Source organism: Pseudoalteromonas sp. L21 (assembly GCF_021728035.1).
GTDB classification, from domain to species: Bacteria; Pseudomonadota; Gammaproteobacteria; order Enterobacterales; family Alteromonadaceae; genus Pseudoalteromonas; species Pseudoalteromonas arabiensis.
In genome coordinates, this window is record NZ_JAKKCV010000005.1 from 316,574 (window position 1) to 339,094 (window position 22,521).

Sequence of the window (22,521 nt, forward strand, 5' to 3'; positions counted from 1 at the left end):
TAGTTTAACTATATTCACTCTAAACCCTTCCTTAACTTAAGGGCTCAAATGAAAAATAGCAACTATTTCTCACGTTAACCACCTATTATAGATATTTCGACGTAAATAGCAGCAAAATACTGGTCTAATCACTACCCAAATAAGTGAAGAGCAGGTATAGCAAGGCACACAACTTCGTTAGGAAAATGCTTTGAGTCTAAACAAAACTAGTTACTCTCAAAAAAAACAATCTAAATGTATTAGATTTGCAAATTGAAAGTGGTATAAAAAACGAAAACGCCACTCGAATGAGTGGCGTTTTAAAATTTCGCTGCAAAGTTACGCTTATTTTGCTGTTTTTCGTACTTTTGCTAAATGCTCAGCAAAATCTTTGGCATTTAAAAAACCTGTTACGCGTTGCTCAACTAACTCATTACCTTGTGTGTCGAAGAATAAAATACTTGGTAAACCAAATACGGTGTACTCTTCCATCAGCTCGATGGTTTTAGCGTCACTTTCAGTTAAATCAACTTGAATCAGTTCAAAATGTGCAAACTCGCTTTGTACAGCTGTATCTGGGAAAGTGTAATGCTCAAACTCTTTACACGCGACACACCAGTCGGCATATAAGTCGACCATCACTAAACGCCCTTCGCTACTTGCCTGAACAATCTCTTCTTTCAATTCAGTTAAATTAGCAACTTGTTTAAAGCCATGTGTTTGCGCTGATGCTCCGGCAACAGAAGCTTGGCTAGGCCAAAAATAATTTTTTGTTAAACTCGCACCAGTAACAACTAATAAAGTTGCAGCAAACCATAATGCAGTTTTTAACTTGCCCTGTGATTGCCCACTTTGCCAATGGTGTAAATACAACGCCGTTGCAAGTGCTAACAATCCTGCCATCAGCCAAATAATGTCAATATCGACAATACGCTCTAGCAGAATAAGCGGCACAACGAGCATGATAAAACCAAACAGGGTTTTTACTTGCTCCATCCAACCACCCGCTTTGGGTAATAGCTTACCGCCTGATGTACCTAACAATAACAAGGGTATGCCCATGCCTAAACTCAGCACATACAAGGTTAAACCACCCACTAGGTAGTCACCGCTTTGTGCTACATATAAAAGTGCTGCCGATAGCGGTGCTGTTGTACACGGTGAGGCTATCAAGCCAGATAAAACCCCCATCATAAAGACGCCAACATAATTACCGCCTTTTTGCTGGTTGCTTACCTGTGTGAGCTTATTCATCATGCCACTTGGCAGCTTAATTTCGTACCAACCAAACATCGACATTGCTAAAAGTACAAATAAAATACTAAAGCTAATAAGCACTGTCGGGTGTTGTAAATACCCTTGCACTTGGCCACCCAGTGACGCAACCACTAACCCTAATGCAGCGTATGTGACGGCCATGCCTTGCACATAAACAAACGACAACGAAAACGCCTTTTTGGTTGATAGGTTTTGCTGACCCGCGATCAAGCTAGACAAAATAGGGAACATCGGAAATACACAAGGTGTAAACGCAAGGCCAATCCCCACTAAAAAGAAAATAACGAGATTGGTAAGTAGTCCTTGTGATGCCAATTTATCAGTATAAGATTGCTCTTGAGCTGGCTTGGCGCTCTCATCAATAGTCGTTTGGTTTACAGTCGGTGACTCAGCATTTACACCTAATGCAGCTAAGGCGTTACTTGTTGACGCATTGTCTGAAACTTGTTCACCAGCAATCACAGATAGGGGAATAGTACGCACTTCTGGTGGATAACAAAGCCCCGCTTCAGCGCAGCCCTGAAAACGTACTTTTACAACCGCTCCCTCAGTAACATTATTGACTTTATTGATAATACTGAGAGAATTAAAAAATACCTCAGTCTTTCCAAAGAACTCATCTTCGATGATGACTCCCTCACCCAGATCAGGCGTTTCAATGTCAGCGCCTTTTGCGATAATTTCAATTTTCTTTTTATACAAATAGTAATCTGGCGCAATATCCCAACCAATAAATAACGTTTTGCCTTGCTGATCAAAGTCAAAAACAAATGCTTGATCAACGGGTAAAAAGGTTTGCTCAGCGGGTTGCTGTAACAAGTTTCCGAGTAAGTTGCTATTACTTGCACTGGCTGGCATTAGCCATAGCGCACAGAGTAATAAAAAGAACGATCGCATTAACTGAGTACCTCATCCATCCAATTAAAATAGGCTAAATTGCCTGTAGCAACATCAACGACCTGAATTTCAGGTATCTCATAACTATGCAACTTCTTGATAGTTTGGATCACCTCATTCATTTTTTCTGACTTAGTTTTAATAAGTAACTTGCTTTCTGTTTCACTCGTTACCTCACCTTCCCACATGTAAATGGACTCAACAGTTGGCAAAATGTTCACACACGCAGCGAGTTTCTCTTTCACTAAATGTTGTGCTAACTGACGAGCCTCTGCTTCATTTGCGCAGGTCGTAAAAATAAGTCGAAAATGCGTTGTCATAAGGAACCTTTATTTGATTACTTGAGTCGCACCATAGTAGCCGATAGCGGATACAATGTGTAGCGGCGACAGTGATCCATGGTTCCACCTTGAAAAAAGACCTGTTCACCCTTATTTATATTTCATTGACTCGTAAGAGTGGCATTTTTAGAGAGTGTTATGTTTAGATTTTTGTTTTTATTATTTATTTTAGTGCCCATCGTGGAGATTGCTTTACTCATCCAAGTGAGTGAAGTGATCGGCGGCTTTGCCACCATAGCACTTGTGATTGTGACCGCCCTAGTTGGCGCGAAATTAGTGAAGCAACAAGGTATAGGCGCCATTCAAAACGTTCAATTACAGATGGCACAAGGACAAATGCCAGCAAAAGAGTTATTTACTGGATTATGTGTGATTATTGCCGGTGTTTTACTCGTTACACCTGGCATCATGACTGATGTTTTTGGCTTTTTATTGCTAACACCTGCTATTCGTAACAAGCTTGCTGCAAGCCTTGCGAGTCAAGCAACGGTGCGTATGAGTTCACAAGCAAATCACAGCTCTGCTCACTTTCAATATCACAGCAAAACCCCACAACATGAAGAGCCAACTCACCAACCAACAACGATTGATGGTGAGTATGAAAGAAAAGATTAAAATTTTTTAATTTTTATACTTGGATTTTTTTAAGCCACCCCCATTATTGAAGGCAATGAAATGCATCGGGTGGCTCAACCTCCCCTGCAAAATACACGATTTTTTCTGTACTGTTCAGAAACTGTTAGGAGAACTAAATAAATGAACATTCGCCCTTTACATGATCGCGTCATCGTTAAGCGTCTAGAAGAAGAAACTAAGTCTGCTGGCGGTATTGTATTAACTGGCTCTGCAGCTGAAAAATCAACGCGCGGAGAAGTAATCGCTGTTGGTAATGGCCGTATTTTAGACAACGGTGAAGTAAGAGCTCTAGAAGTAAAAGCTGGTGACACAGTGCTATTCGGCTCATACGTTGAAAAAACTGAAAAGATCGAAGGTCAAGAGTACCTGATCATGCGTGAAGACAACATTCTAGGCATTGTAGGCTAATCCTACTTTTCGTTTAGCAACCCGTTTATAGAATTTAAGAGGAATTTAATCATGGCAGCAAAAGAAGTACTTTTTGCAGGTGACGCACGTGGCAAAATGCTAACTGGCGTAAATATTTTAGCAAACGCAGTGAAAGTAACTTTAGGTCCTAAAGGCCGTAACGTTGTATTAGATAAATCATTCGGCGCGCCAGTCATCACCAAAGATGGTGTATCTGTCGCTAAAGAGATCGAGCTTGAAGACAAGTTCGAAAACATGGGCGCACAAATGGTTAAAGAAGTAGCGTCTAAAGCGAATGACGCAGCAGGTGACGGTACAACAACTGCAACAGTATTAGCGCAAGCTATCGTAAACGAAGGCTTAAAAGCGGTTGCAGCGGGTATGAACCCTATGGACCTTAAGCGCGGTATCGACAAAGCGGTCATTGCAGCAGTTGAAGAACTTAAAGCGCTTTCTGTTCCATGTGCTGATACAAAAGCGATTGCACAAGTAGGTACTATTTCAGCTAACTCTGATAAAGAAATCGGTGACATCATTGCACAAGCAATGGAAAAAGTGGGCCGTGATTCAGGCGTTATCACTGTTGAAGAAGGTCAGTCGTTAGAAAACGAACTAGACGTAGTGGAAGGTATGCAGTTTGACCGTGGTTACCTATCTCCTTACTTCATCAACAACGCTGAAAAAGGTGCAGTAGAGCTAGACAACCCTTACATTCTACTTGTAGACAAAAAAGTATCTAACATTCGTGAGCTACTACCTACATTAGAAGCGGTTGCTAAAGCGAGTAAGCCATTACTTATCATTGCTGAAGACCTTGAAGGTGAAGCACTTGCAACACTTGTTGTAAATAACATGCGTGGTATCGTTAAAGTGTCTGCGGTTAAAGCACCAGGTTTTGGCGACCGTCGTAAAGCAATGCTACAAGACATCGCAGTATTAACCGGTGGTACTGTCATTTCTGAAGAAATCGGTTTAGAGCTTGAAAAAGCAACTATCGAAGATCTAGGTACAGCGAAGCGCGTTGTGATCACCAAAGATGACACAACGATCATCGACGGTGCAGGTGAAGAAGACGGCATCAATGGTCGTGTTGCACAAATCAAAGCACAAATCGAAGAAGCGACGTCTGACTACGATAAAGAGAAACTACAAGAGCGTATGGCTAAACTAGCTGGCGGTGTTGCAGTAATCAAAGTTGGCGCAGCGACTGAAATCGAAATGAAAGAGAAGAAAGACCGTGTTGAAGATGCACTACACGCAACTCGCGCAGCGGTTGAAGAAGGTGTAGTACCGGGTGGTGGTGTTGCACTAGTACGCGCAGCAAGCAAACTTGCTGAACTACTTGGTGACAATGAAGACCAAAGCCACGGTATTAAAGTTGCACTACGTGCGATGGAAGCACCACTTCGTCAAATCGTGACTAACGCAGGTGACGAAGCATCTGTTGTTGTTAACTCTGTAAAAGGTGGTGAAGGTAACTACGGTTACAATGCAGCATCTGGTGAGTACAACGACATGATTGAAATGGGTATCTTAGACCCAACTAAAGTAACGCGTTCTGCACTACAGTACGCAGCTTCAATCGCGGGTCTTATGATCACAACTGAAGCAATGGTTGCTGAGATCCCGAAAGATGAGCCAGCTGCTCCAGATATGGGCGGTATGGGCGGCATGGGTGGTATGGGCGGCATGATGTGATAAACATCCCTTCCTAAGCGCTTTGCTTTAAAAACCCAGCTTCGGCTGGGTTTTTGCTTTTTATTTTAAAACAATCACTTGCTAGTATGATAAGCGATTTAAAATAAGCGCAGCTTAGTTATCACTCACCTACTAAAGTCTTAAATTTCTATTTTACATACTTGTACCTAAGTATATACTGGTCAAAGTACGTCACACATGCACTAAAAAAGCCTTCAGGATAATAATGGATTCAGCTGTATTACACGCCACCGAAATAATTAGAGATAGCAGTCAACTTAACATTCATACTTTTATAAAAAAGAGTACCGACCCGCTTCACTCTCATGTAGAAAAACAACTCGGTGCGGTATTGTTCGATAAAAATATGACGCAGCAATCGTATTTAAACATTTTAATCGCGATGCGTAATAGCTATTCAATAATGGAGCACTCTGTATCAGCTTATGGTGCCACTCAGCAACTGCTTATTGGCCGCAGTAAGCTTGGTTGGTTAGATCAAGATATTGCTTATTTACAGGCATCCCAAAAAGCCTCATCTGCTAATTTAAACAAGCACGTTGATCTAAATAATATCCATAACGTATCACAAGCATTCGGAATGATGTATGTAATGGAGGGTGCCACTATGGGTGGGGGTCACATATTTAAAGCGCTTAAAAAGCACAATTGGATAAATGAGCTTGAAGGGATCCGCTTTTTTTATAGTTATGGCGATCTCAGAGGTGAAAAGTGGGCTCAATATATACAAGCACTAAAACAGTATCATAACCATAATCCACATTCGGCTGATGATATTTTATTGGGAGCGAACACCGCATTTAGCGTAATCTCTCAATCACTTGGAGATATAAATTGAGCAACAAGTTTGAAGTCTCATTAGATAATTGCCATAAAGAACCCATTCATATTCCAGGCTCTATTCAACCGCATGGCTACTTGCTTGTTGTTGACCCTCAAACACTCAAAGTATACTATTTCAGCGAAAACATTTTAGCACTTTTAAATACACAAAAAGAGCGCTTATTAGGCTCGCATATCAGAGATATTTTTGAACCGAGTACATCCAACATCATCGAGAGGAATAAAGCTGAGCGAGACTTCCATACTATTAACCCCCTTACCATTGAAATAAAAGGCAAATCGGACGACACCTCGATTAAAGGGGCTATTTCTCGTAACGATGAATACCTACTAATTGAACTTGAGTTTAATAAAAAGAAAGAGCACTCAAGTTTCGACCCTATGAATTACTTGATGAAACAATCACTTCATTTGATTGCGGATTCAAAAGAGCTAAGCTCATCATACGACACGGCGGTAAAAGAGGTTCGCAACTTAACCGGCTTTGATCGCGTGATGCTCTATCAGTTTGATCATGAATATAATGGTCAGGTCGTGGCAGAAGCCAAAAAAGATGAGTTAAACTCATTTTTACACCAACACTTTCCTGAGTCAGATATTCCAAAACAGGCGCGTGCTTTATACTTACGTAACCCTATTCGGTTACTTGCCGATGTAGATGCTGAGGTATCACCTATTTACCCACAAGATAAGCCGGTAGATTTAAGCACGTGTATAATAAGAAGTGTATCCCCTATCCATTGCCAATACTTGCGCAACATGGGGGTTAAAGCATCAATGTCCATCAGTATTATTATTGCTGGTAAATTATGGGGACTGATTGCTTGCCACCATTATTCAAGTCATGTTGTTCCATTTGAAGCACGCCAAGTTGCGCAATATATGGGCTTGATGCTGTCTTATATTATCTCACTGAAAACACAATCAGTTGAAGCAATTCAAGAGGCCAATGCCACTTCAATCAGTGCAGAAATAGCTGAGCACATGTCTGAAGAGGTCTTTTTTATTGATGGTTTACGCAAACAAGCCCCTGCTCTGCTTAGCATGCTAAACGCAGATGGCGTTGCATGGCGACTAGAAAAAGACATTGAAAGTTTTGGTGATGTGCCCGCAAACGATGATATTAATGATTTGTTTGAATGGATAAAAGAACACCATCTAGAAGATGAGTTACTTTATCATAATCATCATTTATCTAATGAGCATGCTGACTTTAATAAGTTTGCTAATGTGGCCAGTGGCGTGCTTGCTATGCCCATCTCTACGAATGAAAACCTATTTATTATGTGGTTTCGTAAAGAGGTCATTGAAACAAAGAATTGGGGAGGGAAACCCGAAAAAATAATTGAGTTTCTTGATGACGGTAGTCATCGCCTGATGCCTCGCAGCTCGTTCCGCTTATGGCAAGAAAATGTTCGCAATAAGTGCACTCCTTGGAAAGCCAACGAAATCTCTTGCGCGTTAAAGTTTCGCAATCATTTGATTAATCATGTAATCGAAAAGTCAGAGCGACTTAAAAAGCTAAACAACGTGTTAGAAACTAAAGTGAATGAGCGAACCGTCGCTTTAAAAGCGGAAATACTCACCCGACAACAAGCCGAGCTTGACCTTGAAATCGCGCTTAGAACCGCTGAAGAGTCTAACAAAGAGTTGGAACGTTTTGCTTTTGTTGCGTCTCATGATTTACAAGAGCCGTTACGTAAAATCCAAATGTTCGGTGATCGCCTGCAAAACTCTAAAGAACAGATTGGAGAAAGAAACGCTTCGTATATCTCACGTATGATGGACTCTGCTGAAAGAATGCAAAAACTCATCAAAGGGGTACTGAGCTTTTCTAGGATCAATCGAAAAGGTGAAGATTTTCGTCGCTTCTCAGCACAAGATATTTTAGATGATATTCTTGATGACCTTGAGCTAATTATAGCTGACAAGTCAGCGGTGTTTCACATCGAAGAGGTTGGTGAGATTTATGGCGACAAACGACAAATCCAGCGTTTGTTTCAAAACTTAATTCTCAATGCACTTAAGTTTAGCCACCCAAATCAGCCACCCATTATAGAAATTAAGTTAGTTGAGCGAACAGATGAGCATATTGTTATCGCTGTTGTTGATAACGGAATTGGCTTCAATAGCGAGTTTAAAGACAGAATATTTAACCTTTTTGAACGGGTTCACTCTAAACATGCCTACGAAGGAACAGGCCTAGGCTTAGCAATTTGTAAGAAAATAGTTGAACGTCATTATGGTTCAATTACAGCACAAGCGAGTATCAATGAAGGCGCGCAATTTTACGTTACTTTGCCGCTAAAAGAAGTAGAGTTAACTCAACTTTAGTATTTTACCGCTACGTTTGTGGCGGTAAAACTCTACTAATATGCTCTTTTAGTTGTCTAATTTCATTTTCAATGGACTGAAAACGTTGATTCTGAATATAGGACTCCTGATCAGTTATAGAGCTTATCTTTGCCTTAACATGCCAGATCTCTAAAATATCATCTCCCTGAATAGAGTATGTTTTGTATTCAGGGTTATCACTCTTAAATAAGTAACTGATAGGGTTTGTGTCATGACGGAACAGGCGCTTAGCAATAATGCCATCCTTAGTGACAACAACGCAAACAGAACCGTTTTCTAACTGTGTAATGTCTTTAACTTGCTCAGTGATAACCGTTTCTCTCGGCCGAATAGTGGGTAACATGCTGTCGCCTTCTACTTCAAAGAGTCGATAGTTACCATTTTCAAATCCTGGAATTTTATAGACATCTAAGGTTTTGATGTAACCTTCATCATTGCATTGATCTATATAACCAGCATGAGCCTCTTCCTTTACAAGTGGAATGAATGAAGTCCCTAAGACTTTTTGATAGCTCTGAAAATGTGAATCATCATACCCCTCTATTCCCAAAATAAGCCAATTGCAGTCAACATTAAACACTTGGCTGATTTTAGTAATCGTACTGAGAGATAAGGTCGACTTGCCAGATTCTAATTGCGATAAAGCACCTTGAGTTATGCCTATTTTATCCGCAAACTCTTGTTGAGAAAGGTTCAATTTTTCGCGTAGAGCTGTCACTCTATTTGTACTAGTGTTATTTAATATCATCGTGTTATTAATAAACTTATGTTTGTATTATAGGTATAAGCAAGTTAATATAACACTTGCTTAGCTAAAGTATATACTACTCGAGTAACTAATTATTTAATTTGTTGTTTTTTATGAAAAAGTAGCTACATAACACAGATAAGCCACATTCTATAAATTCAGGGGTTGCCAATGTTTAACGACAAATTATTTACTAAAAAATTACGCTCTGTGAGCTATATTTTAGTTGCTGATGATGATCTTGATGATCAAGAGCTCATCCGTGATGCCCTTGTTGAAAACAATGTCGACGAAAATAAAATTCAATTTGTCGATGACGGCATGCAATTACTTGAGTCACTTGATAAAAATAAAATTTTACCAAGTCTAATTTTATTAGATTTAAACATGCCAAGAAAGGGCGGAAAAGAAGCATTAGTTGAGCTAAAAAAATCGGAGCGTTATCGTCATATTCCGATTATTATTTTTACAACCTCTGACTCAGAAATTGATATTAAGCAATGTTACAGCTTAGGTACGAATGCTTTTATGACCAAGCCATCCAGTTATTTTGATTTAGTTGAATCAATGAAAATGTTAACTCAATATTGGCTTGTTCAAGCTAGGATTGTGTTAGACTGAGCCGAAAGTTTTTTCGGCTTAGCAGTTAAAATCATCGTTACTCGCCAATTCCTTAATCAACTGCCTTACAACGCTAAATAAGTCACTGGGTAACATCCCACGCTCTCCTTCAGCCTTTGCTAAAATATCACCCGCTTTTGCGTGCAAGGTAACACCTAAAGTGGCCGCTTGCGTTGTATTAATCCCCTGTGCAAGCAGCCCAGCAATAATGCCGGTCAGAACATCACCACTGCCACCAACAGCAAGTGCAGGGTTACCATCTGTACACACCCATACTTGGTTTTTGTTAGCCATTAAGGTTCCTGCTCCTTTTAGAACACAGGTTGGTGTGTAGCTATGTGCAAGCTCACTTACCGCAGCAAAGCGATTTGCTTCAACATCACTTGCTTTACAGTTAAGCAAACGGGCGGCTTCACCAGGATGTGGGGTGATCACCGAATTGACAATTGGAAATGAAGAGGCGTGCTGAGCCAACAATGTAAGTGCATCTGCATCAATTACCAAAGGCTTGTTATGCGTAAAACAATACTGCATAACCGTTTCAAAGACCTCTTCTGACCAAGTATCCAAACCAAGTCCTGGGCCTATTGCAATACAACTTGCCCACTCAAGTGCAGCAGTTAAGTTTGCTGCACTCACCATCAGCTCTGGCCTGCCAATACTCACACTAAGCACAGATTCTGAATGCGTGAACACTTTGACCATACCCGCACCAGTACGCAGAGCTGCTTCTGCCGTTAAACGAATTGCTCCTGCAGTGCCCGTATTGCCACCGACACATAGTAATTTGCCATGACTCGTTTTATGACTGTTGTTATCTCTGGCAGGCAATGCATCAACTGTTTGATAGCTAATAAGCGCTGCCGTTGGCTCTGTAAGCTTTAAAAAGGCCTCACCAATACCTAAGTCGGTAAATTCACATACACCAGCTTGTGCTCTTCCTTGCCCCGTAACAAGACCTTGCTTAATCCCAACAAAGGTAACAGTAACAAGTGCCTTAATCGCAACACCTAATATTGAGCCAGTATCAGCATGAATACCTGAGGGCAGGTCTATCGCAATTATTGGGGCACGGCTACTATTCGCTAATTGAATAAGTTGGCTAAACGGCGTGCGAACTTCGTTTTGAATACCCGTACCAAGTAAACCATCAACGATGACATCGGCTTGATCGAATGCGCTTAAACTCTTCGTAATTGTACCACCAGCATCAAACCACGCTTGTTGAGCAGTGAGTGCATCGCCTTTTAATGGCTTGTCAGGCAAAGCGGCGATCACTGTCACCTGCTTACCCGCTTGTTTTGCTAATCGGGCAACCACATAGCCATCACCGGCGTTATTACCCACACCGACTAATACCACGTACCTGCTAGCATTAGGAAAATAAGCACACGTATGGTCAAAAACGGCCTTTCCTGCGCGTTCCATCAATTCATAAAGTGTTACTGCGCTTGTTGTAGCAGCAAGCCCTTCATTTTTGCGGACTTGCTCTGCAAGAAATACAGAATGAGAGAGATTAACTGTCATAGTTGTCCTTAACAGAGGCTTTTTATCAGCATATAAGTCCTTAAAAGCGCAGTCAATTCAGTGCTCTATTTGAAGCATAAAAAAACGGCGTATAAGCTAGCTTATACGCCGTTTTTAATTCTTCCTGTCACTTACTCTGTATCAGGTAAATTACGACCGTAGAAGATTTCTTGCATCTCACGGGTTAATTTAGAATAGATAACTTCTTCTTCTTCTTCAGAAAGATCGGCTGTAGAAACCCCGAATAGATAAGTATTCAAGTCAGTTTCTTTTAACATCATCTTGGTGTGGAACAAGTTCTCTTGATACACGTTTACGTCCATCATTTGGTACGCTTCTTTTGTATCTTCAGTCATGTAGTTCTGAATTGAGTTAATCGCGTGATCGATATAGTGCTTAACGCCATCTACGTCACGGGTAAAACCACGTACACGGTAGTCAATTGTTACAACATCAGACTCTAGGCTGTGGATTAAGAAGTTTAACGCTTTTAATGGCGAAATAATGCCACAGGTTGATACTTCGATATCGGCACGGAACGTACAAATACCGTCATCAGGGTGAGCTTCTGGGTATGTATGAACACAGATGTGGCTCTTATCTAAGTGTGCTACAACCGTTTCAGGAAGAGGCCCTGGCGCTTCATCAACGTCATACGTTGTTTGTTGCTCAATTGGCTCTTCAGAAATCAAAATTGTTACACTGGCACCTTGCGGATCATAATCTTGGCGAGAAACATTCAAAATGTTTGCACCAATAATATCCACAACTTCACCTAAAATATCGGTAAGGCGATCAGCACTGTACTGTTCGTCGATATATTCAATGTATTCTTTACGTTGTTGTTCCGTCTTTGCGTAACAAATATCGTAAATACTAAAGCTTAAGCTCTTAGTTAAGTTATTAAAGCCATGAAGCTTAATTTTATCGAAGGGTTTATTCATGCTAAACCAACCTTAAAACGAGTGAAACCTGCACCAGCAGAAATAAAAGTTCGCGGATTTTATACGAATTTTCTGCTCGGAAAAAGCGTTATTTTACCTGTTCTTGCACAACTTCATGGCTGTGAGTGATTTCTACTGTTTTATCAAGCATTAAGGCTACCGAACAATACTTTTCAGCAGACAGTTGAACAGCACGGGCAAGGTGTTTTTCAGAGACATTATCGCCAGTAACCACAAAGTGTAGATTAATCTTAGTAAACACGCGAGGGGCTGACTCAGCACGCTCAGCAGTTAACTTTACGTGTACATCACTAAACGACTGTTTGGCTTTTTTAAGGATGCTTACTACATCAACAGATGAGCAACAACCCGCTGACATTAGCACCATTTCCATTGGACTTGGTGCAGCACTGTCACTACCCGCATCAAAAACTACATTGTGGCCTGAATTTGAAAGGCCGATAAACGTATCACCTTCTACCCATTTTACATTCGCTTGCATATGTTTTATCTCTTACAATTATTTTTGTTTGATTGTAAGCAAGTCACACTGATATGCAATCGAAAAACGATATTAGGCTTTGAAAGGTTATGCGCTCTCTATTACGGCATTGTCGAACAAGTTTTTCACAAGGCCTGCAAACTCATCAATAAACGCATGCTGCTCAACAGTGACGGGTTGATTAGTTACACTACTGAGTACTTCTTGTAAGTCATACACAATACCGTCAACTTCACGAACTATTTGACTTCGCTGTTCGGTGTTTAGCTCTGTATGTTGTTCACAAAGAAGCATCACATTCTCAGCAATAACATCTTCAATTAACTCTAAAACGGTAGGAGCTCCTGGTTTTATTTGACCAGGCTTCTCAAATAGCGCTAAATTTTGAGTGAGATACATGACGAGATCATCGTATCCTTGCCTATCTAAAACCATACCACTGTACACCTAATAAAATTTATAACTCTATTGATTTAAGCAGAAAGCGCTTTTAATTGCTACCTTTGCTATAAAGCTAATACAAAAAAAGCAGCCTAGGCTGCTTTTTTCAATTATAAGTACCGATTAATCAATTTTTAGACCTGGGCTTAAGGTAGCCGGCATCGCTACTTTTTCTAGCTCAACCGAAGCAACTGGATAAGCACAGTAATCGGCCGCATAGTAGGCACTCGCTCTATGATTACCCGACGCGCCAATACCACCAAATGGTGCAGCACTTGATGCGCCCGTGATTGGTCGGTTCCAGTTCACAATACCAGCACGAATACGACGTAAGAAGTGGTCGTAATCTGCTGCGCTGTCGCTTAATAAGCCCGCAGATAAGCCAAAGCTTGTGTCATTCGCTTTATCAATAGCAGCATCAAAGTCTGTAAAGCGGAATACTTTAAGTAGTGGTCCAAAGTGTTCTTCATCTGGGAAGTTAGCTACATTTGTACACTCTAAGATACCCGGTGTTACAAAGCCGGTATTTTCTTTGTGCGTTAGCTCAACTAGCACCTCAGCGCCAAGCTCAACAAGTTGTTGTTGCGCAGCAGCCATACCGGCAGCAGCCGCTGCTGAAATCATCGAGCCCATGAAAGGTTGGTCTTCAGCGTCGTAGTCACCCACTTTAATCGCTTTAGTCGCCTTAATAAGACCTGCAAGGATTGCATCACCCTGCTCACCTGTTGGTAAAAACAGCTTACGCGCACACGTACAACGCTGACCTGTAGAGATAAACGCTGATTGAATAATATCGTGAATAGCTGCTTTTGTATCTGCAACATCAGTAACGATTAGCGGGTTGTTACCGCCCATCTCTAACGCTAAGATTTTACCAGGTTGACCTGCAAACTGTTCATGTAAAATGTGACCTGTGCGTGAAGAGCCCGTAAAGAATAAGCCATCGATACCTTTATGAGACGCAAGTGCTTTACCGGTTTCAACTTCACCTTGCACAAGGTTAATTACGCCCGCAGGAAGACCCGCCTTTTGCCATAACTTTAAGGTTAACTCAGCAACTGCTGGTGTTAGCTCAGAGGGTTTAAATACCACGGTATTACCCGCTAAAAGCGCTGGCACAATATGCCCATTTGGTAAGTGACCTGGGAAATTATAAGGGCCAAACACTGCTACAACACCATGAGGCTTGTGGCGGATCATCGCACGGCCCTGTGGCATTGGGTTTTCAACATCACCTGTACGCTCTAAAAATGCTTTTTCAGAGATAGCGATTTTACCCACCATAGCACCTGCTTCAGTGCGTGTTTCCCAAAGTGGTTTACCGGTTTCTTGTGCGATAGCAACCGCTAATTCTTCGCTGTGCTCTTTAAGTGTTTCTGCGAATGTTTTTACAATCGCTAAACGCGCTGCAAATGATTTGTCAGCCCAGCTGTAGAATGCTTCACGCGCAGCACTAACTGCGCTGTCTACTTGTTCGGCAGTTGCTGTGTTTGCTTGCCAAATAACGTCGTTGTTTGCAGGGTTTACAGATTGAAATGCATGACCAAGGCCTGCTTGCCATTGACCATTAATAAATTGCGCTGCATGCGTCATGACTGTCTCTCCTAAATTCTAAAGTGCGGCAACTGATACACTGTCACCCACATTAAGGTGTAGTGCTTTTGCAAGTTCTGCTGATAATGTGATTGTATCTGCATCACATGGCAAATTAACTTGCGCTACAGTCGCTCTAAAATCGACAAGTTTATCGTTTGCTATCAGTGCGGTAGTTTCACCTTGGCATTCACCAATTTCCACGCTAAGTGTTTTAGCATTACGAATGGTAGCGATATTATCTACCTTTGCTTCCACTGTCGGACCGGCATCAAAAATATCCACATAACCATTAAAGGTAAACCCTTCACTTTTAAGCAGTTCAATGGCTGGACGTGTGTTGTCGTGCACTTGTCCAATAACTGCTTGTGCGTCTTTGCTAAGTAAGTTGACGTAAATTGGATATTTAGGCATTAACTCAGCAATAAAGACTTTCTGACCAATACCTGTTAAGTAATCGGCAGTCGGAAAATCCATTGAAAAAAAGTGCTCTTCTAACCATTGCCAGAATGGGCTTTCACCATTTTCGTCTGAGACACCGCGCATCTCTGCAATAACAGTTTCTGCAAAACGTTGCTTATGTTGATTAATAAACATAAAACGCGCTTTTGAAAGCAGCTTACCGTTATTATTTTTACGGTAGCCATCTTTTAAAAACAAAGTACAAAGCTCTGTCGCACCCGTGTAGTCATTACATAACGTAAGAATATCAACCGCTTTGTAAACATTAAGTGTGCGCGATGAATGAATTGCCTTGCTTAAATGATAGTGATAAAACGCATCATCCAAGCCAACCGCTGCTTCGATACCTGAGGTACCAACCACTTCACCGGTTTCGCTATCTTCAAGAACAAACAAGTAACCTTCATCACCTGGTTGCGATGCAGCTTTAGCAAACGAGCTTACAGAGTGATCAATTTTCTTTTGTAACAACTCTTCATTATTAGGCAAAGACGTAAAGCCATGGCCTGATTCATCAGCAATTTTTACTAATGCTGAAAAGTCGTTTTGCTGGATTGGGCGAAGGATCATCATGAGTCCGCTTGCTCCCTTATAAATAACGGTAAATAAGAAATGTGGGCAAGCAAATACTTGCCCTGAAATGACAGTTGGATAATTAGCCGTTTACGACTTTAGCCACTGCTTTTTCGAAACGAGCCATACCTTCGCGGATATCAGCTTCTGGAATAACAAGTGACGGTGTGAAACGAACAACATCTGCACCAGCAACTAAAGACATAACGCCTTCTTCTGTGCCTGCAACTAGGAATTCTTTTGCACGACCTTTAAATTGCTCAGTAACAACAGCACCAATTAAAAGGCCTTCGCCACGAATTTCAGTGAATACATTGTACTTGTCGTTAATATTCGTTAGTAGCTCACGGAATAATGCTGACTTTTCTTTAACGCCATTAAGTACTTCTGGTGTGTTTACTGTATCAAACGCTGCTTCTGCTACTGCACACGCAAGTGGGTTACCGCCATAAGTAGAACCATGTGTACCTACTTTTAAGTGCTTAGCGATATCAGTTGTCGTGATCATCGCACCGATTGGGAAACCACCACCTAACGCTTTTGCAGTCGTTAAGATATCTGGTGTTACATTAAGACCTTGGTACGCGTATAGCTCACCCGTACGGCCAACACCTGTTTGTACTTCATCAAAGATAAGTAGTGCATTATGCTTAGTACATAACTCACGAACACCTTCAACAAACTCCGCTGTTGGCGAAATAATACCGCCTTCACCTTGCAGAGGCTCCATCATTACAGCGCACGTTTTGTCTGAGATAAGCGCTTCAAATGCTGCTAAATCGTTGTAATCACAGTGAACAATGTCACCCGGCTTTGGACCAAAACCATCAGAGTATGCGGCTTGACCGCCTACCGTTACTGTGAAGAAGGTACGGCCGTGGAAGCCTTTGTTGAATGAGATAATTTGTGACTTTTGCTCACCATAGTTATCAAGGGCAAAACGACGTGCTAATTTAAGCGCCGCTTCATTTGCTTCTGCACCCGAGTTAGCAAAATACACTTTTTCTGCAAACGTAGCGTCAGTCAGTTTTTTAGCAAGACGCAGTGCAGGCTCATTGGTCATTACATTTGATAGATGCCAAATTTTCTCGCCTTGCTCTTTTAATGCATTTACTAGAGCTGGGTGACAGTGGCCAAGACAGTTAACAGCAATACCACCTGCAAAGTCGATAAACTCACGACCTTCTTGGTCCCACACGCGAGAGCCTTCGCCTCGAACAGGAATAACACTTGATGGTGCGTAGTTTGGAACCATTACTTGATCAAATAATTCGCGATTGACTGTCATTTTATATCCTCATAATTGTAAGCACACACAGAGTAAGCTGGCACTAGCAAGTAAAAAACAAGCCCTTTTAATGAGCCGATTGAGCTTAGCGCAAAATCACCAAAATTACTCTTTGGTTCAATTTTCATTCATCCATTATTTCAGAAAATTTTCCATCTGTCTCTTAGAAAACTTTCATGCAGCCCTTGAAAATAAAGGGCTTGAGATATTTTTTCATAGATAGTGAATAAGTATTTGAAAGTGATTTTATAAGTAAATTACAAGAATAAGGCGCGATACTAGGAGGGCAAGCTTATATAGATTAGCAAAACATTGTTGATGAATTGAGCTCAACTATGAATGAATAGTCGCAAAAAAAATGTTAATTTTTTTAATTGATTTTGATATTGAAATTCTCAAAATTGCATTTAGCCAGATGTTTGAGCTCTGTTTGAGTAAAACCAAAATACGTAAACCAAGACTGGATTTCGTCTTTTTCAACTAATTGATGTTCGTTCAAGCTCAAAAATTGTGCATAACATCGTGCTTTTAAAATAACACGAGTTAAAGGTAAGCTTTCATCGCTAATCGGATGTGACGAGATAAGTTGCTCCATGACCGCTTTGAAAGGCAGGTAACGAAAAGCCATTTGCTCAATCACCTTAGCAGTAATCGTCATTGATAACTTACTCAACAAAGAGCTTAAAAATAATGGGTCAGGTTTAAGTTCAAGCAAAGCGGTATGAAGATCCTTATTCTGCTCTTCACGTGCCATAGTCACTTTACGTTGCCACACACGTTCGAATGTACGCAAGTACAACCTTACCAAGGCAATCTTGCCTACATCCATTAGCATGCCAAGGGTAAATGCGTGTTCTTCATTTACATCATTCAACTTTGCAATCTCTTGCGCTGCAATCGCACACGCCATCGAGTTGTCGCGTAAACGACGCTTTAACAATGGAAATGGTTCAGTGCTATGAGGCATCCAATGACGTACAGCAAACGTAGGAACAACAAACTTTAAGTTATCCAGCCCAATATAACGTAGTGCTAATAACGGGTTATCGACCTTAACTGATGTATTTTTACTGCGTTGCTTACGATAAAAAGGCAAATTAACAAGCGCGACCAACTCTCGTCCTAACCATGATAAGTCTTGTACCAAAGGCTCAATTCGCCCTACAGAAGCCGACTTTACAGCGAGGATATCAATAATTGCTGGAACAGCATCCTGTATGCCAATTGTTTCATGGATAACAGAATCAATATCCTCAAGCTGCTTGTTCATTGCCGTTTCGATAACTTGATGTAATTGTTTACTCGCTTGTGCGCGGTATTTATGATGAGCCGTACTGGATTTTTGGCGCTTCTTATGGGCGGCAACTTCCACCTCTAGTAAAGTGCGTTGCTCGATTTTTTCACCATAGTCAATTTCAAGTGTATGAATATAACCAATTTGACGTTGTGCAAAACTATGGCCAAGCAATAAATCATGCGCGCGCTCGTCAAGCATCATTGCAATCCTTTGTTGGCGATCTTGTTCAGTTATTTGCACAGGCGTTTTTTCGTTCATAATTGTTAATTCAATAAACTTAAGATTAGAAGCGAGTTAAAAAGTTAGCAAGTAGTTCAAGCCCCTGCTCTGTCAAAATTGCCTCGGGGTGAAACTGAACCCCTTCAAGCGCTAAGTTACGATGCATTAAGCCCATAATCTCGTCTAAATCATGGTTTACTTCAGTCCATGCGGTAACCGTCAATTCATTGGGTAATGTTTGCTTATCAACAACCAAAGAGTGGTAACGACACACACGAAGCGGGTTTTCAAGCCCAGTAAAAACACCTTGGTTGGTATGCTGAATAACGGATGTTTTACCATGCATCACCTGCTTGGCCCGAATAATCTTTGCTCCTAGAGCTTGTGCAATAGATTGATGACCAAGACAAATTCCCAAAATTGGCAACTGGCCTCTTAATTGTTCAACAACCTCAAGTGAAATACCCGCTTCGTTGGGAGAGCAAGGTCCTGGTGAAAGCACAATGTGCTCAGGCTTGAGCTGCTTGATTTCAGCAATACTGATTTCATCATTTCGTTTTACCAATACATCTTGATCTAAGCGCTGAAAATACTGCACTAAGTTATAGGTAAACGAATCATAATTATCAATCATTAACAGCATTGCGTGTAACCCAGAAATACGGACTCAAAATAATGAGCGCGTATATTACCTCAAGCACTAAAGAATGTCGGCATAAATGCCCTATTCTGAAGCGAATAAATGAGCTGCAAGTGTTGTTTTTTCATCTTCATCAAGCTTTTGTGAGCATTTATTATTAAAATCATAGCGCACCAACACTGTTTTACCGACTGCGCAACATGTGCCTTGCTGCCAAGCTTCTTGCCTCACCACAAATGAACTTGAACCGATATGCTCCACGCTTGTTTTTATTTCAACCTCATGGCCGTAAAAAAGCTCACCAACAAAACTGACTTCAACCTTAGCAATAATCAATTTCCAGTCGTGAGGGTTTAAATCAGGTGTAAAAAATTTAAAAATAGGGACACGCGCTGCTTCAAACCATACGGGGAGTACGGTATTGTTGATGTGCCCTAGAACATCCGTTTCGCTAAAACGAGGCGAGATTTTTTCTGTAAACATAGTAACCCTATAAAAAATATAAATAAAAGGTAGCTCATGACGGACTTTATTCGTGTATACGAAAACGCCCTTAGTAAAGAATTTTGCGACAACTTTATCACGCTATTTGAACAAAGCGCGCATTTAAAGCAGGGCATGACCTCTGGCGGTATCGATTTAGCAAAGAAAGATAGTCATGACTTATATCTGAGTAATCACCCAGAATATGCTGAACAATTAAAGCACATTCAGCAAGTCACTGCTGGTTACGTCTTTAAATACATTGAAGAGCACATTTTCATGATGATTGGTGCCTTTGGGTTGAAAGTGTATCATCCGAAAACAGGAAAACCAGTTGATTTAACACACGATAACTATGAAGAAGTCGGTAAACCTCAACTGCCACTATTAGTCCAGCAAATTTTTAGAATGGGTCCTATTCAGGCACAAAAGTACGACATTAATAAAGGTGGCTACCCGTATTGGCATAGTGAGGTATACCCACAAATTGGCCATAACGAAGCCTTGCATCGTGTGCTGTTATTTATGTTTTACTTAAATGATGTCGAAGAAGGCGGAGAAACAGAGTTTTACTATCAACAACGTAAAATATCACCAAAACAAGGTTCTATGGTAATAGCGCCAGGTTACTTCACGCATACTCACCGTGGCAACAAGCCCATTTCAAATGATAAATATATTTTAACGTCGTGGATTTTATTTAACCGCGCAGAACAAATTTATGGACAGCCGCAGTCGTAAACTTGTTATATTAGCTATCAGAAACGACATTCTGATAGCTAACTAGTAACGTGTTTACATCTTTAATAACTGATCAAATAAATCGAAAACCTGATCGAGTTCTTCAATAGTGTTGTAATGCATACAACCAATACGTACTACACCGCCGGTATCTAATACACCTAGCTGCTTACATAAACCTTGTGCATAGAAATTACCATCCCACACACAGATATGCTGTTTGCCTAAAAATTCAGACACGATACGCGGCTCGATACCTTCAAACGTTAGAGCAAAGGTCGGTGTACGCTCTTCTAAACGCGCCAAATCATTAATACCAAATAACTTAATACGTGGGTAATCTGCTAAGCGAGTTAAGAAATGCTTACTGAGTGACATTTCGTGTTGTTTAGTGATAGCAAAAGCGGCCGCGAGTTTTTCTCGGCGTGCATGACTGTCATCAAGCTCACTAATTGCAGCAATGTAGTCAACCGCAGCAATAAGGCCAGCCAGGGCTTCGAAGCTTTGTGTACCGGTTTCCCAGCGACCTGGCGCAATATCTTTTGCAGGTTCAACTTTGTATGGTGTGAAACCTTCAAGGTGCTCACGTTTGCCATATACAATACCAAGGTGAGGACCAAAGAACTTGTATGCAGAGCAGGCTAAGAAGTCGCAATCAAGTGCTTGTACGTCTACCAGCTCATGAGGTGCATAGTGAACGGCATCAACATAAACGAGCGCACCAACAGCATGTGCAAGCTCAACGATGCGTTTAATGTCATTAATTGAACCTGTGGTGTTTGATGCATACGTCACTGCTACAAGCTTTGTTTTGCTTGATAAAAGGCTTTCAAAGTGGGCCATGTCTAAGCTGCAATCAGCTTCGTTGATAAGCGCCGTTTTTACTGTCGCACCTTTATCTTCAGCAGCTTGCTGCCACGATGAAACGTTTGAGAAGTGATCAGCATTGGTGACAATAATTTCATCATTTTCAGTCCAATCACGCGAAATTGCACGGCTAAAGCTAAACGTTAAGCTTGTCATGTTTGCACCAAACACGATTTGCTCTTTAGATGGCGCATTTAGTAAATCGGCTGCAGCTTGACGAGCGTTTGCCATTAACTCAACTGTTTTATCACTTGAGAAAAATGCACCGCCTAAGTTTGAGTTGTAGTAACCCAAATAAGCAGTCATGGCACTTAAAACTGACTGTGGCACTTGAGAGCCACCTGGGCCATCAAGGAAAATCGGCGACTGACCTGCAACTTGTTGCATAAGTGCAGGAAATTGGCGACGTAATTGCGTTAAGTTCATGTTTTATCCTTACGCAGTTAGTACGAAGCAATCAAGGTAACCTTCTTTGCTTGCGTCTAATTTATTCATTGGCGTTGCGTTGTGCCATACTTCACGGTCATTAATAAGCGCGAACATGCCGTCTTTAATTTCCATTTTGAAACATGGCTCTGCTTGCTGGTGTTCATACACAAGTAGCTCACCACCTTCTAGGTTTTCGTGTGATACACCACATACACACACGTGATCAAAACCATCTTGGTGAACACCTTCAGGGGCAGCAGGTGTGTCGCTGTCGATCGCAAGCATTCTAAATTGATGGATTTCAATATCGCGGTCATCGCTAATACCGGTCATATCGCGGAACTGATTAACGATTTGCTTCATGCCATCAGTGGCTAATAAGCTATCTTCTAGATTTTCATAGGTACGCTCAACATTACCTTGAAAGGTATTGATAGAGTCGTCTTGTACGAATGCTTTTGTTGCTTGTAGTTTTAGTTCGCCATCAACAACTTTAATTACTGAATAACGACGCTTACGAAATTCACCATCTGCGTATGGATTAGCAGGAAGGTTAGCAAAAGAAGGCTTAACTGCGTCAATATGTGCTTGGCTTACAAAGCGAAGTTGTAAGAGGTTCTGGTTGTTTAATGTAGTCATAAAGATCTCGCCTTAAATGTTGAGAATATTGGCGAGGATTTTAATGCAATT

The 22,521-nt window shown here is 41.1% G+C and carries 22 protein-coding genes; 7 read left to right on the forward strand and 15 right to left on the reverse strand.

Features of this window, described 5'->3' with window-relative positions:
• Positions 1–324: 324 nt before the first annotated feature.
• Both L3V41_RS15935 and cutA read right to left on the reverse strand, forming a co-directional pair.
• Positions 325–2,154, reverse strand: coding sequence for a protein-disulfide reductase DsbD (locus L3V41_RS15935; protein WP_237114721.1), 1,830 nt, complete (start codon positions 2,152–2,154; stop codon positions 325–327).
• Positions 2,154–2,474 carry a divalent-cation tolerance protein CutA gene (gene cutA / locus L3V41_RS15940; RefSeq protein ID WP_062568257.1) on the reverse strand — a complete coding sequence of 107 codons (321 nt, stop codon included), beginning with the start codon at positions 2,472–2,474 and terminating at the stop codon, positions 2,154–2,156. The genes L3V41_RS15935 and cutA overlap by 1 nt, the downstream gene beginning before the upstream one ends.
• A gap of 159 nt (positions 2,475–2,633) precedes the next feature.
• On the opposite strand from cutA, the gene L3V41_RS15945 reads away from it, so the two are divergent.
• The 5 genes from L3V41_RS15945 to L3V41_RS15965 all read left to right on the forward strand — a co-directional run bounded on the left by L3V41_RS15945 (position 2,634) and on the right by L3V41_RS15965 (position 8,435).
• Positions 2,634–3,110, forward strand: a complete 477-nt coding sequence (locus L3V41_RS15945) for an FxsA family protein (protein WP_062568256.1) — start codon at positions 2,634–2,636, stop codon at positions 3,108–3,110.
• Positions 3,111–3,251: 141 nt separating this feature from the next.
• Entirely contained in the window at positions 3,252–3,539 is a 288-nt protein-coding gene (locus L3V41_RS15950) for a co-chaperone GroES (RefSeq protein ID WP_062568255.1), read from the forward strand.
• Between the two features lie 51 nt (positions 3,540–3,590).
• The gene (groL, locus tag L3V41_RS15955) at positions 3,591–5,237 is read left to right on the forward strand and encodes a chaperonin GroEL (RefSeq protein WP_062568254.1); all 1,647 of its coding nucleotides are present in this window, start codon (positions 3,591–3,593) and stop codon (positions 5,235–5,237) included.
• Positions 5,238–5,463: 226 nt separating this feature from the next.
• Entirely contained in the window at positions 5,464–6,096 is a 633-nt protein-coding gene (locus L3V41_RS15960; protein ID WP_062568253.1) for a biliverdin-producing heme oxygenase, read from the forward strand.
• Positions 6,093–8,435: an ATP-binding protein gene (locus L3V41_RS15965; RefSeq protein WP_237128080.1), complete on the forward strand. Its 2,343-nt coding sequence runs from the start codon at positions 6,093–6,095 to the stop codon at positions 8,433–8,435. The genes L3V41_RS15960 and L3V41_RS15965 overlap by 4 nt, the downstream gene beginning before the upstream one ends.
• Positions 8,436–8,445: 10 nt before the next feature.
• On the opposite strand, the gene L3V41_RS15970 is transcribed toward L3V41_RS15965, so the two are convergent.
• A complete protein-coding gene (locus L3V41_RS15970; protein WP_193988164.1) occupies positions 8,446–9,174 on the reverse strand; it encodes a LexA family transcriptional regulator in 729 nt (242 codons plus the stop codon).
• Between the two features lie 201 nt (positions 9,175–9,375).
• Between L3V41_RS15970 and L3V41_RS15975 the strand changes: the two genes are divergently transcribed.
• Positions 9,376–9,825, forward strand: coding sequence for a response regulator (locus L3V41_RS15975; RefSeq protein WP_062568251.1), 450 nt, complete (start codon positions 9,376–9,378; stop codon positions 9,823–9,825).
• An 18-nt stretch (positions 9,826–9,843) separates the two neighbouring features.
• Here the strand turns inward: L3V41_RS15975 and L3V41_RS15980 are convergent, their stop codons facing one another.
• From L3V41_RS15980 to L3V41_RS16025, 10 genes are all read right to left on the reverse strand, one after another.
• Positions 9,844–11,352, reverse strand: coding sequence for an NAD(P)H-hydrate dehydratase (locus L3V41_RS15980; RefSeq protein WP_237128081.1), 1,509 nt, complete (start codon positions 11,350–11,352; stop codon positions 9,844–9,846).
• Between the two features lie 131 nt (positions 11,353–11,483).
• On the reverse strand, positions 11,484–12,296 hold the full coding sequence (speD, locus tag L3V41_RS15985) for an adenosylmethionine decarboxylase (RefSeq protein WP_054552422.1): 813 nt from the start codon (positions 12,294–12,296) through the stop codon (positions 11,484–11,486).
• 88 nt (positions 12,297–12,384) lie between these two features.
• A complete protein-coding gene (locus tag L3V41_RS15990; protein ID WP_062568249.1) occupies positions 12,385–12,798 on the reverse strand; it encodes an OsmC family protein in 414 nt (137 codons plus the stop codon).
• Between the two features lie 87 nt (positions 12,799–12,885).
• Entirely contained in the window at positions 12,886–13,233 is a 348-nt protein-coding gene (locus tag L3V41_RS15995) for a DUF3802 family protein (protein WP_062568248.1), read from the reverse strand.
• Positions 13,234–13,362: 129 nt separating this feature from the next.
• Positions 13,363–14,832, reverse strand: a complete 1,470-nt coding sequence (astD, locus tag L3V41_RS16000; protein WP_193988163.1) for a succinylglutamate-semialdehyde dehydrogenase — start codon at positions 14,830–14,832, stop codon at positions 13,363–13,365.
• An 18-nt stretch (positions 14,833–14,850) separates the two neighbouring features.
• Positions 14,851–15,867, reverse strand: coding sequence for an arginine N-succinyltransferase (astA, locus tag L3V41_RS16005; protein ID WP_193988162.1), 1,017 nt, complete (start codon positions 15,865–15,867; stop codon positions 14,851–14,853).
• An 82-nt stretch (positions 15,868–15,949) separates the two neighbouring features.
• On the reverse strand, positions 15,950–17,155 hold the full coding sequence (locus L3V41_RS16010; RefSeq protein ID WP_062568245.1) for an aspartate aminotransferase family protein: 1,206 nt from the start codon (positions 17,153–17,155) through the stop codon (positions 15,950–15,952).
• Between the two features lie 370 nt (positions 17,156–17,525).
• Positions 17,526–18,686 carry an HDOD domain-containing protein gene (locus L3V41_RS16015; RefSeq protein ID WP_062568264.1) on the reverse strand — a complete coding sequence of 387 codons (1,161 nt, stop codon included), beginning with the start codon at positions 18,684–18,686 and terminating at the stop codon, positions 17,526–17,528.
• A gap of 49 nt (positions 18,687–18,735) precedes the next feature.
• Positions 18,736–19,314: an aminodeoxychorismate/anthranilate synthase component II gene (locus L3V41_RS16020; protein ID WP_062568244.1), complete on the reverse strand. Its 579-nt coding sequence runs from the start codon at positions 19,312–19,314 to the stop codon at positions 18,736–18,738.
• Between the two features lie 81 nt (positions 19,315–19,395).
• Positions 19,396–19,794 (reverse strand): thioesterase family protein, encoded by a 399-nt coding sequence (locus L3V41_RS16025; protein ID WP_193988161.1) that lies wholly within the window; start codon positions 19,792–19,794, stop codon positions 19,396–19,398.
• Positions 19,795–19,830: 36 nt separating this feature from the next.
• On the opposite strand from L3V41_RS16025, the gene L3V41_RS16030 reads away from it, so the two are divergent.
• Positions 19,831–20,535, forward strand: a complete 705-nt coding sequence (locus L3V41_RS16030; protein ID WP_062568242.1) for a 2OG-Fe(II) oxygenase — start codon at positions 19,831–19,833, stop codon at positions 20,533–20,535.
• A 54-nt stretch (positions 20,536–20,589) separates the two neighbouring features.
• Here the strand turns inward: L3V41_RS16030 and L3V41_RS16035 are convergent, their stop codons facing one another.
• Both L3V41_RS16035 and L3V41_RS16040 read right to left on the reverse strand, forming a co-directional pair.
• Positions 20,590–21,828, reverse strand: coding sequence for a cysteine desulfurase-like protein (locus L3V41_RS16035; RefSeq protein WP_062568241.1), 1,239 nt, complete (start codon positions 21,826–21,828; stop codon positions 20,590–20,592).
• A gap of 9 nt (positions 21,829–21,837) precedes the next feature.
• On the reverse strand, positions 21,838–22,470 hold the full coding sequence (locus tag L3V41_RS16040) for a 2OG-Fe dioxygenase family protein (RefSeq protein ID WP_130151508.1): 633 nt from the start codon (positions 22,468–22,470) through the stop codon (positions 21,838–21,840).
• Positions 22,471–22,521 lie beyond the last annotated feature (51 nt).

Coding starts and splice junctions, on each gene's coding strand:
- astD (WP_193988163.1), bottom strand. CDS start 14,832: ATGACGCATGCAGCGCAATTTATTAATGGTCAATGGCAAGCAGGCCTT.
- L3V41_RS15950 (WP_062568255.1), top strand. CDS start 3,252: ATGAACATTCGCCCTTTACATGATCGCGTCATCGTTAAGCGTCTAGAA.
- L3V41_RS16030 (WP_062568242.1), top strand. CDS start 19,831: ATGACGGACTTTATTCGTGTATACGAAAACGCCCTTAGTAAAGAATTT.
- L3V41_RS16025 (WP_193988161.1), bottom strand. CDS start 19,794: ATGTTTACAGAAAAAATCTCGCCTCGTTTTAGCGAAACGGATGTTCTA.
- L3V41_RS15945 (WP_062568256.1), top strand. CDS start 2,634: ATGTTTAGATTTTTGTTTTTATTATTTATTTTAGTGCCCATCGTGGAG.
- speD (WP_054552422.1), bottom strand. CDS start 12,296: ATGAATAAACCCTTCGATAAAATTAAGCTTCATGGCTTTAATAACTTA.
- cutA (WP_062568257.1), bottom strand. CDS start 2,474: ATGACAACGCATTTTCGACTTATTTTTACGACCTGCGCAAATGAAGCA.
- L3V41_RS15995 (WP_062568248.1), bottom strand. CDS start 13,233: ATGGTTTTAGATAGGCAAGGATACGATGATCTCGTCATGTATCTCACT.
- L3V41_RS16040 (WP_130151508.1), bottom strand. CDS start 22,470: ATGACTACATTAAACAACCAGAACCTCTTACAACTTCGCTTTGTAAGC.
- L3V41_RS16020 (WP_062568244.1), bottom strand. CDS start 19,314: ATGCTGTTAATGATTGATAATTATGATTCGTTTACCTATAACTTAGTG.
- groL (WP_062568254.1), top strand. CDS start 3,591: ATGGCAGCAAAAGAAGTACTTTTTGCAGGTGACGCACGTGGCAAAATG.
- L3V41_RS15935 (WP_237114721.1), bottom strand. CDS start 2,154: ATGCGATCGTTCTTTTTATTACTCTGTGCGCTATGGCTAATGCCAGCC.
- L3V41_RS15960 (WP_062568253.1), top strand. CDS start 5,464: ATGGATTCAGCTGTATTACACGCCACCGAAATAATTAGAGATAGCAGT.
- L3V41_RS16035 (WP_062568241.1), bottom strand. CDS start 21,828: ATGAACTTAACGCAATTACGTCGCCAATTTCCTGCACTTATGCAACAA.
- astA (WP_193988162.1), bottom strand. CDS start 15,867: ATGATGATCCTTCGCCCAATCCAGCAAAACGACTTTTCAGCATTAGTA.
- L3V41_RS15975 (WP_062568251.1), top strand. CDS start 9,376: ATGTTTAACGACAAATTATTTACTAAAAAATTACGCTCTGTGAGCTAT.
- L3V41_RS16010 (WP_062568245.1), bottom strand. CDS start 17,155: ATGACAGTCAATCGCGAATTATTTGATCAAGTAATGGTTCCAAACTAC.
- L3V41_RS15980 (WP_237128081.1), bottom strand. CDS start 11,352: ATGACAGTTAATCTCTCTCATTCTGTATTTCTTGCAGAGCAAGTCCGC.
- L3V41_RS15990 (WP_062568249.1), bottom strand. CDS start 12,798: ATGCAAGCGAATGTAAAATGGGTAGAAGGTGATACGTTTATCGGCCTT.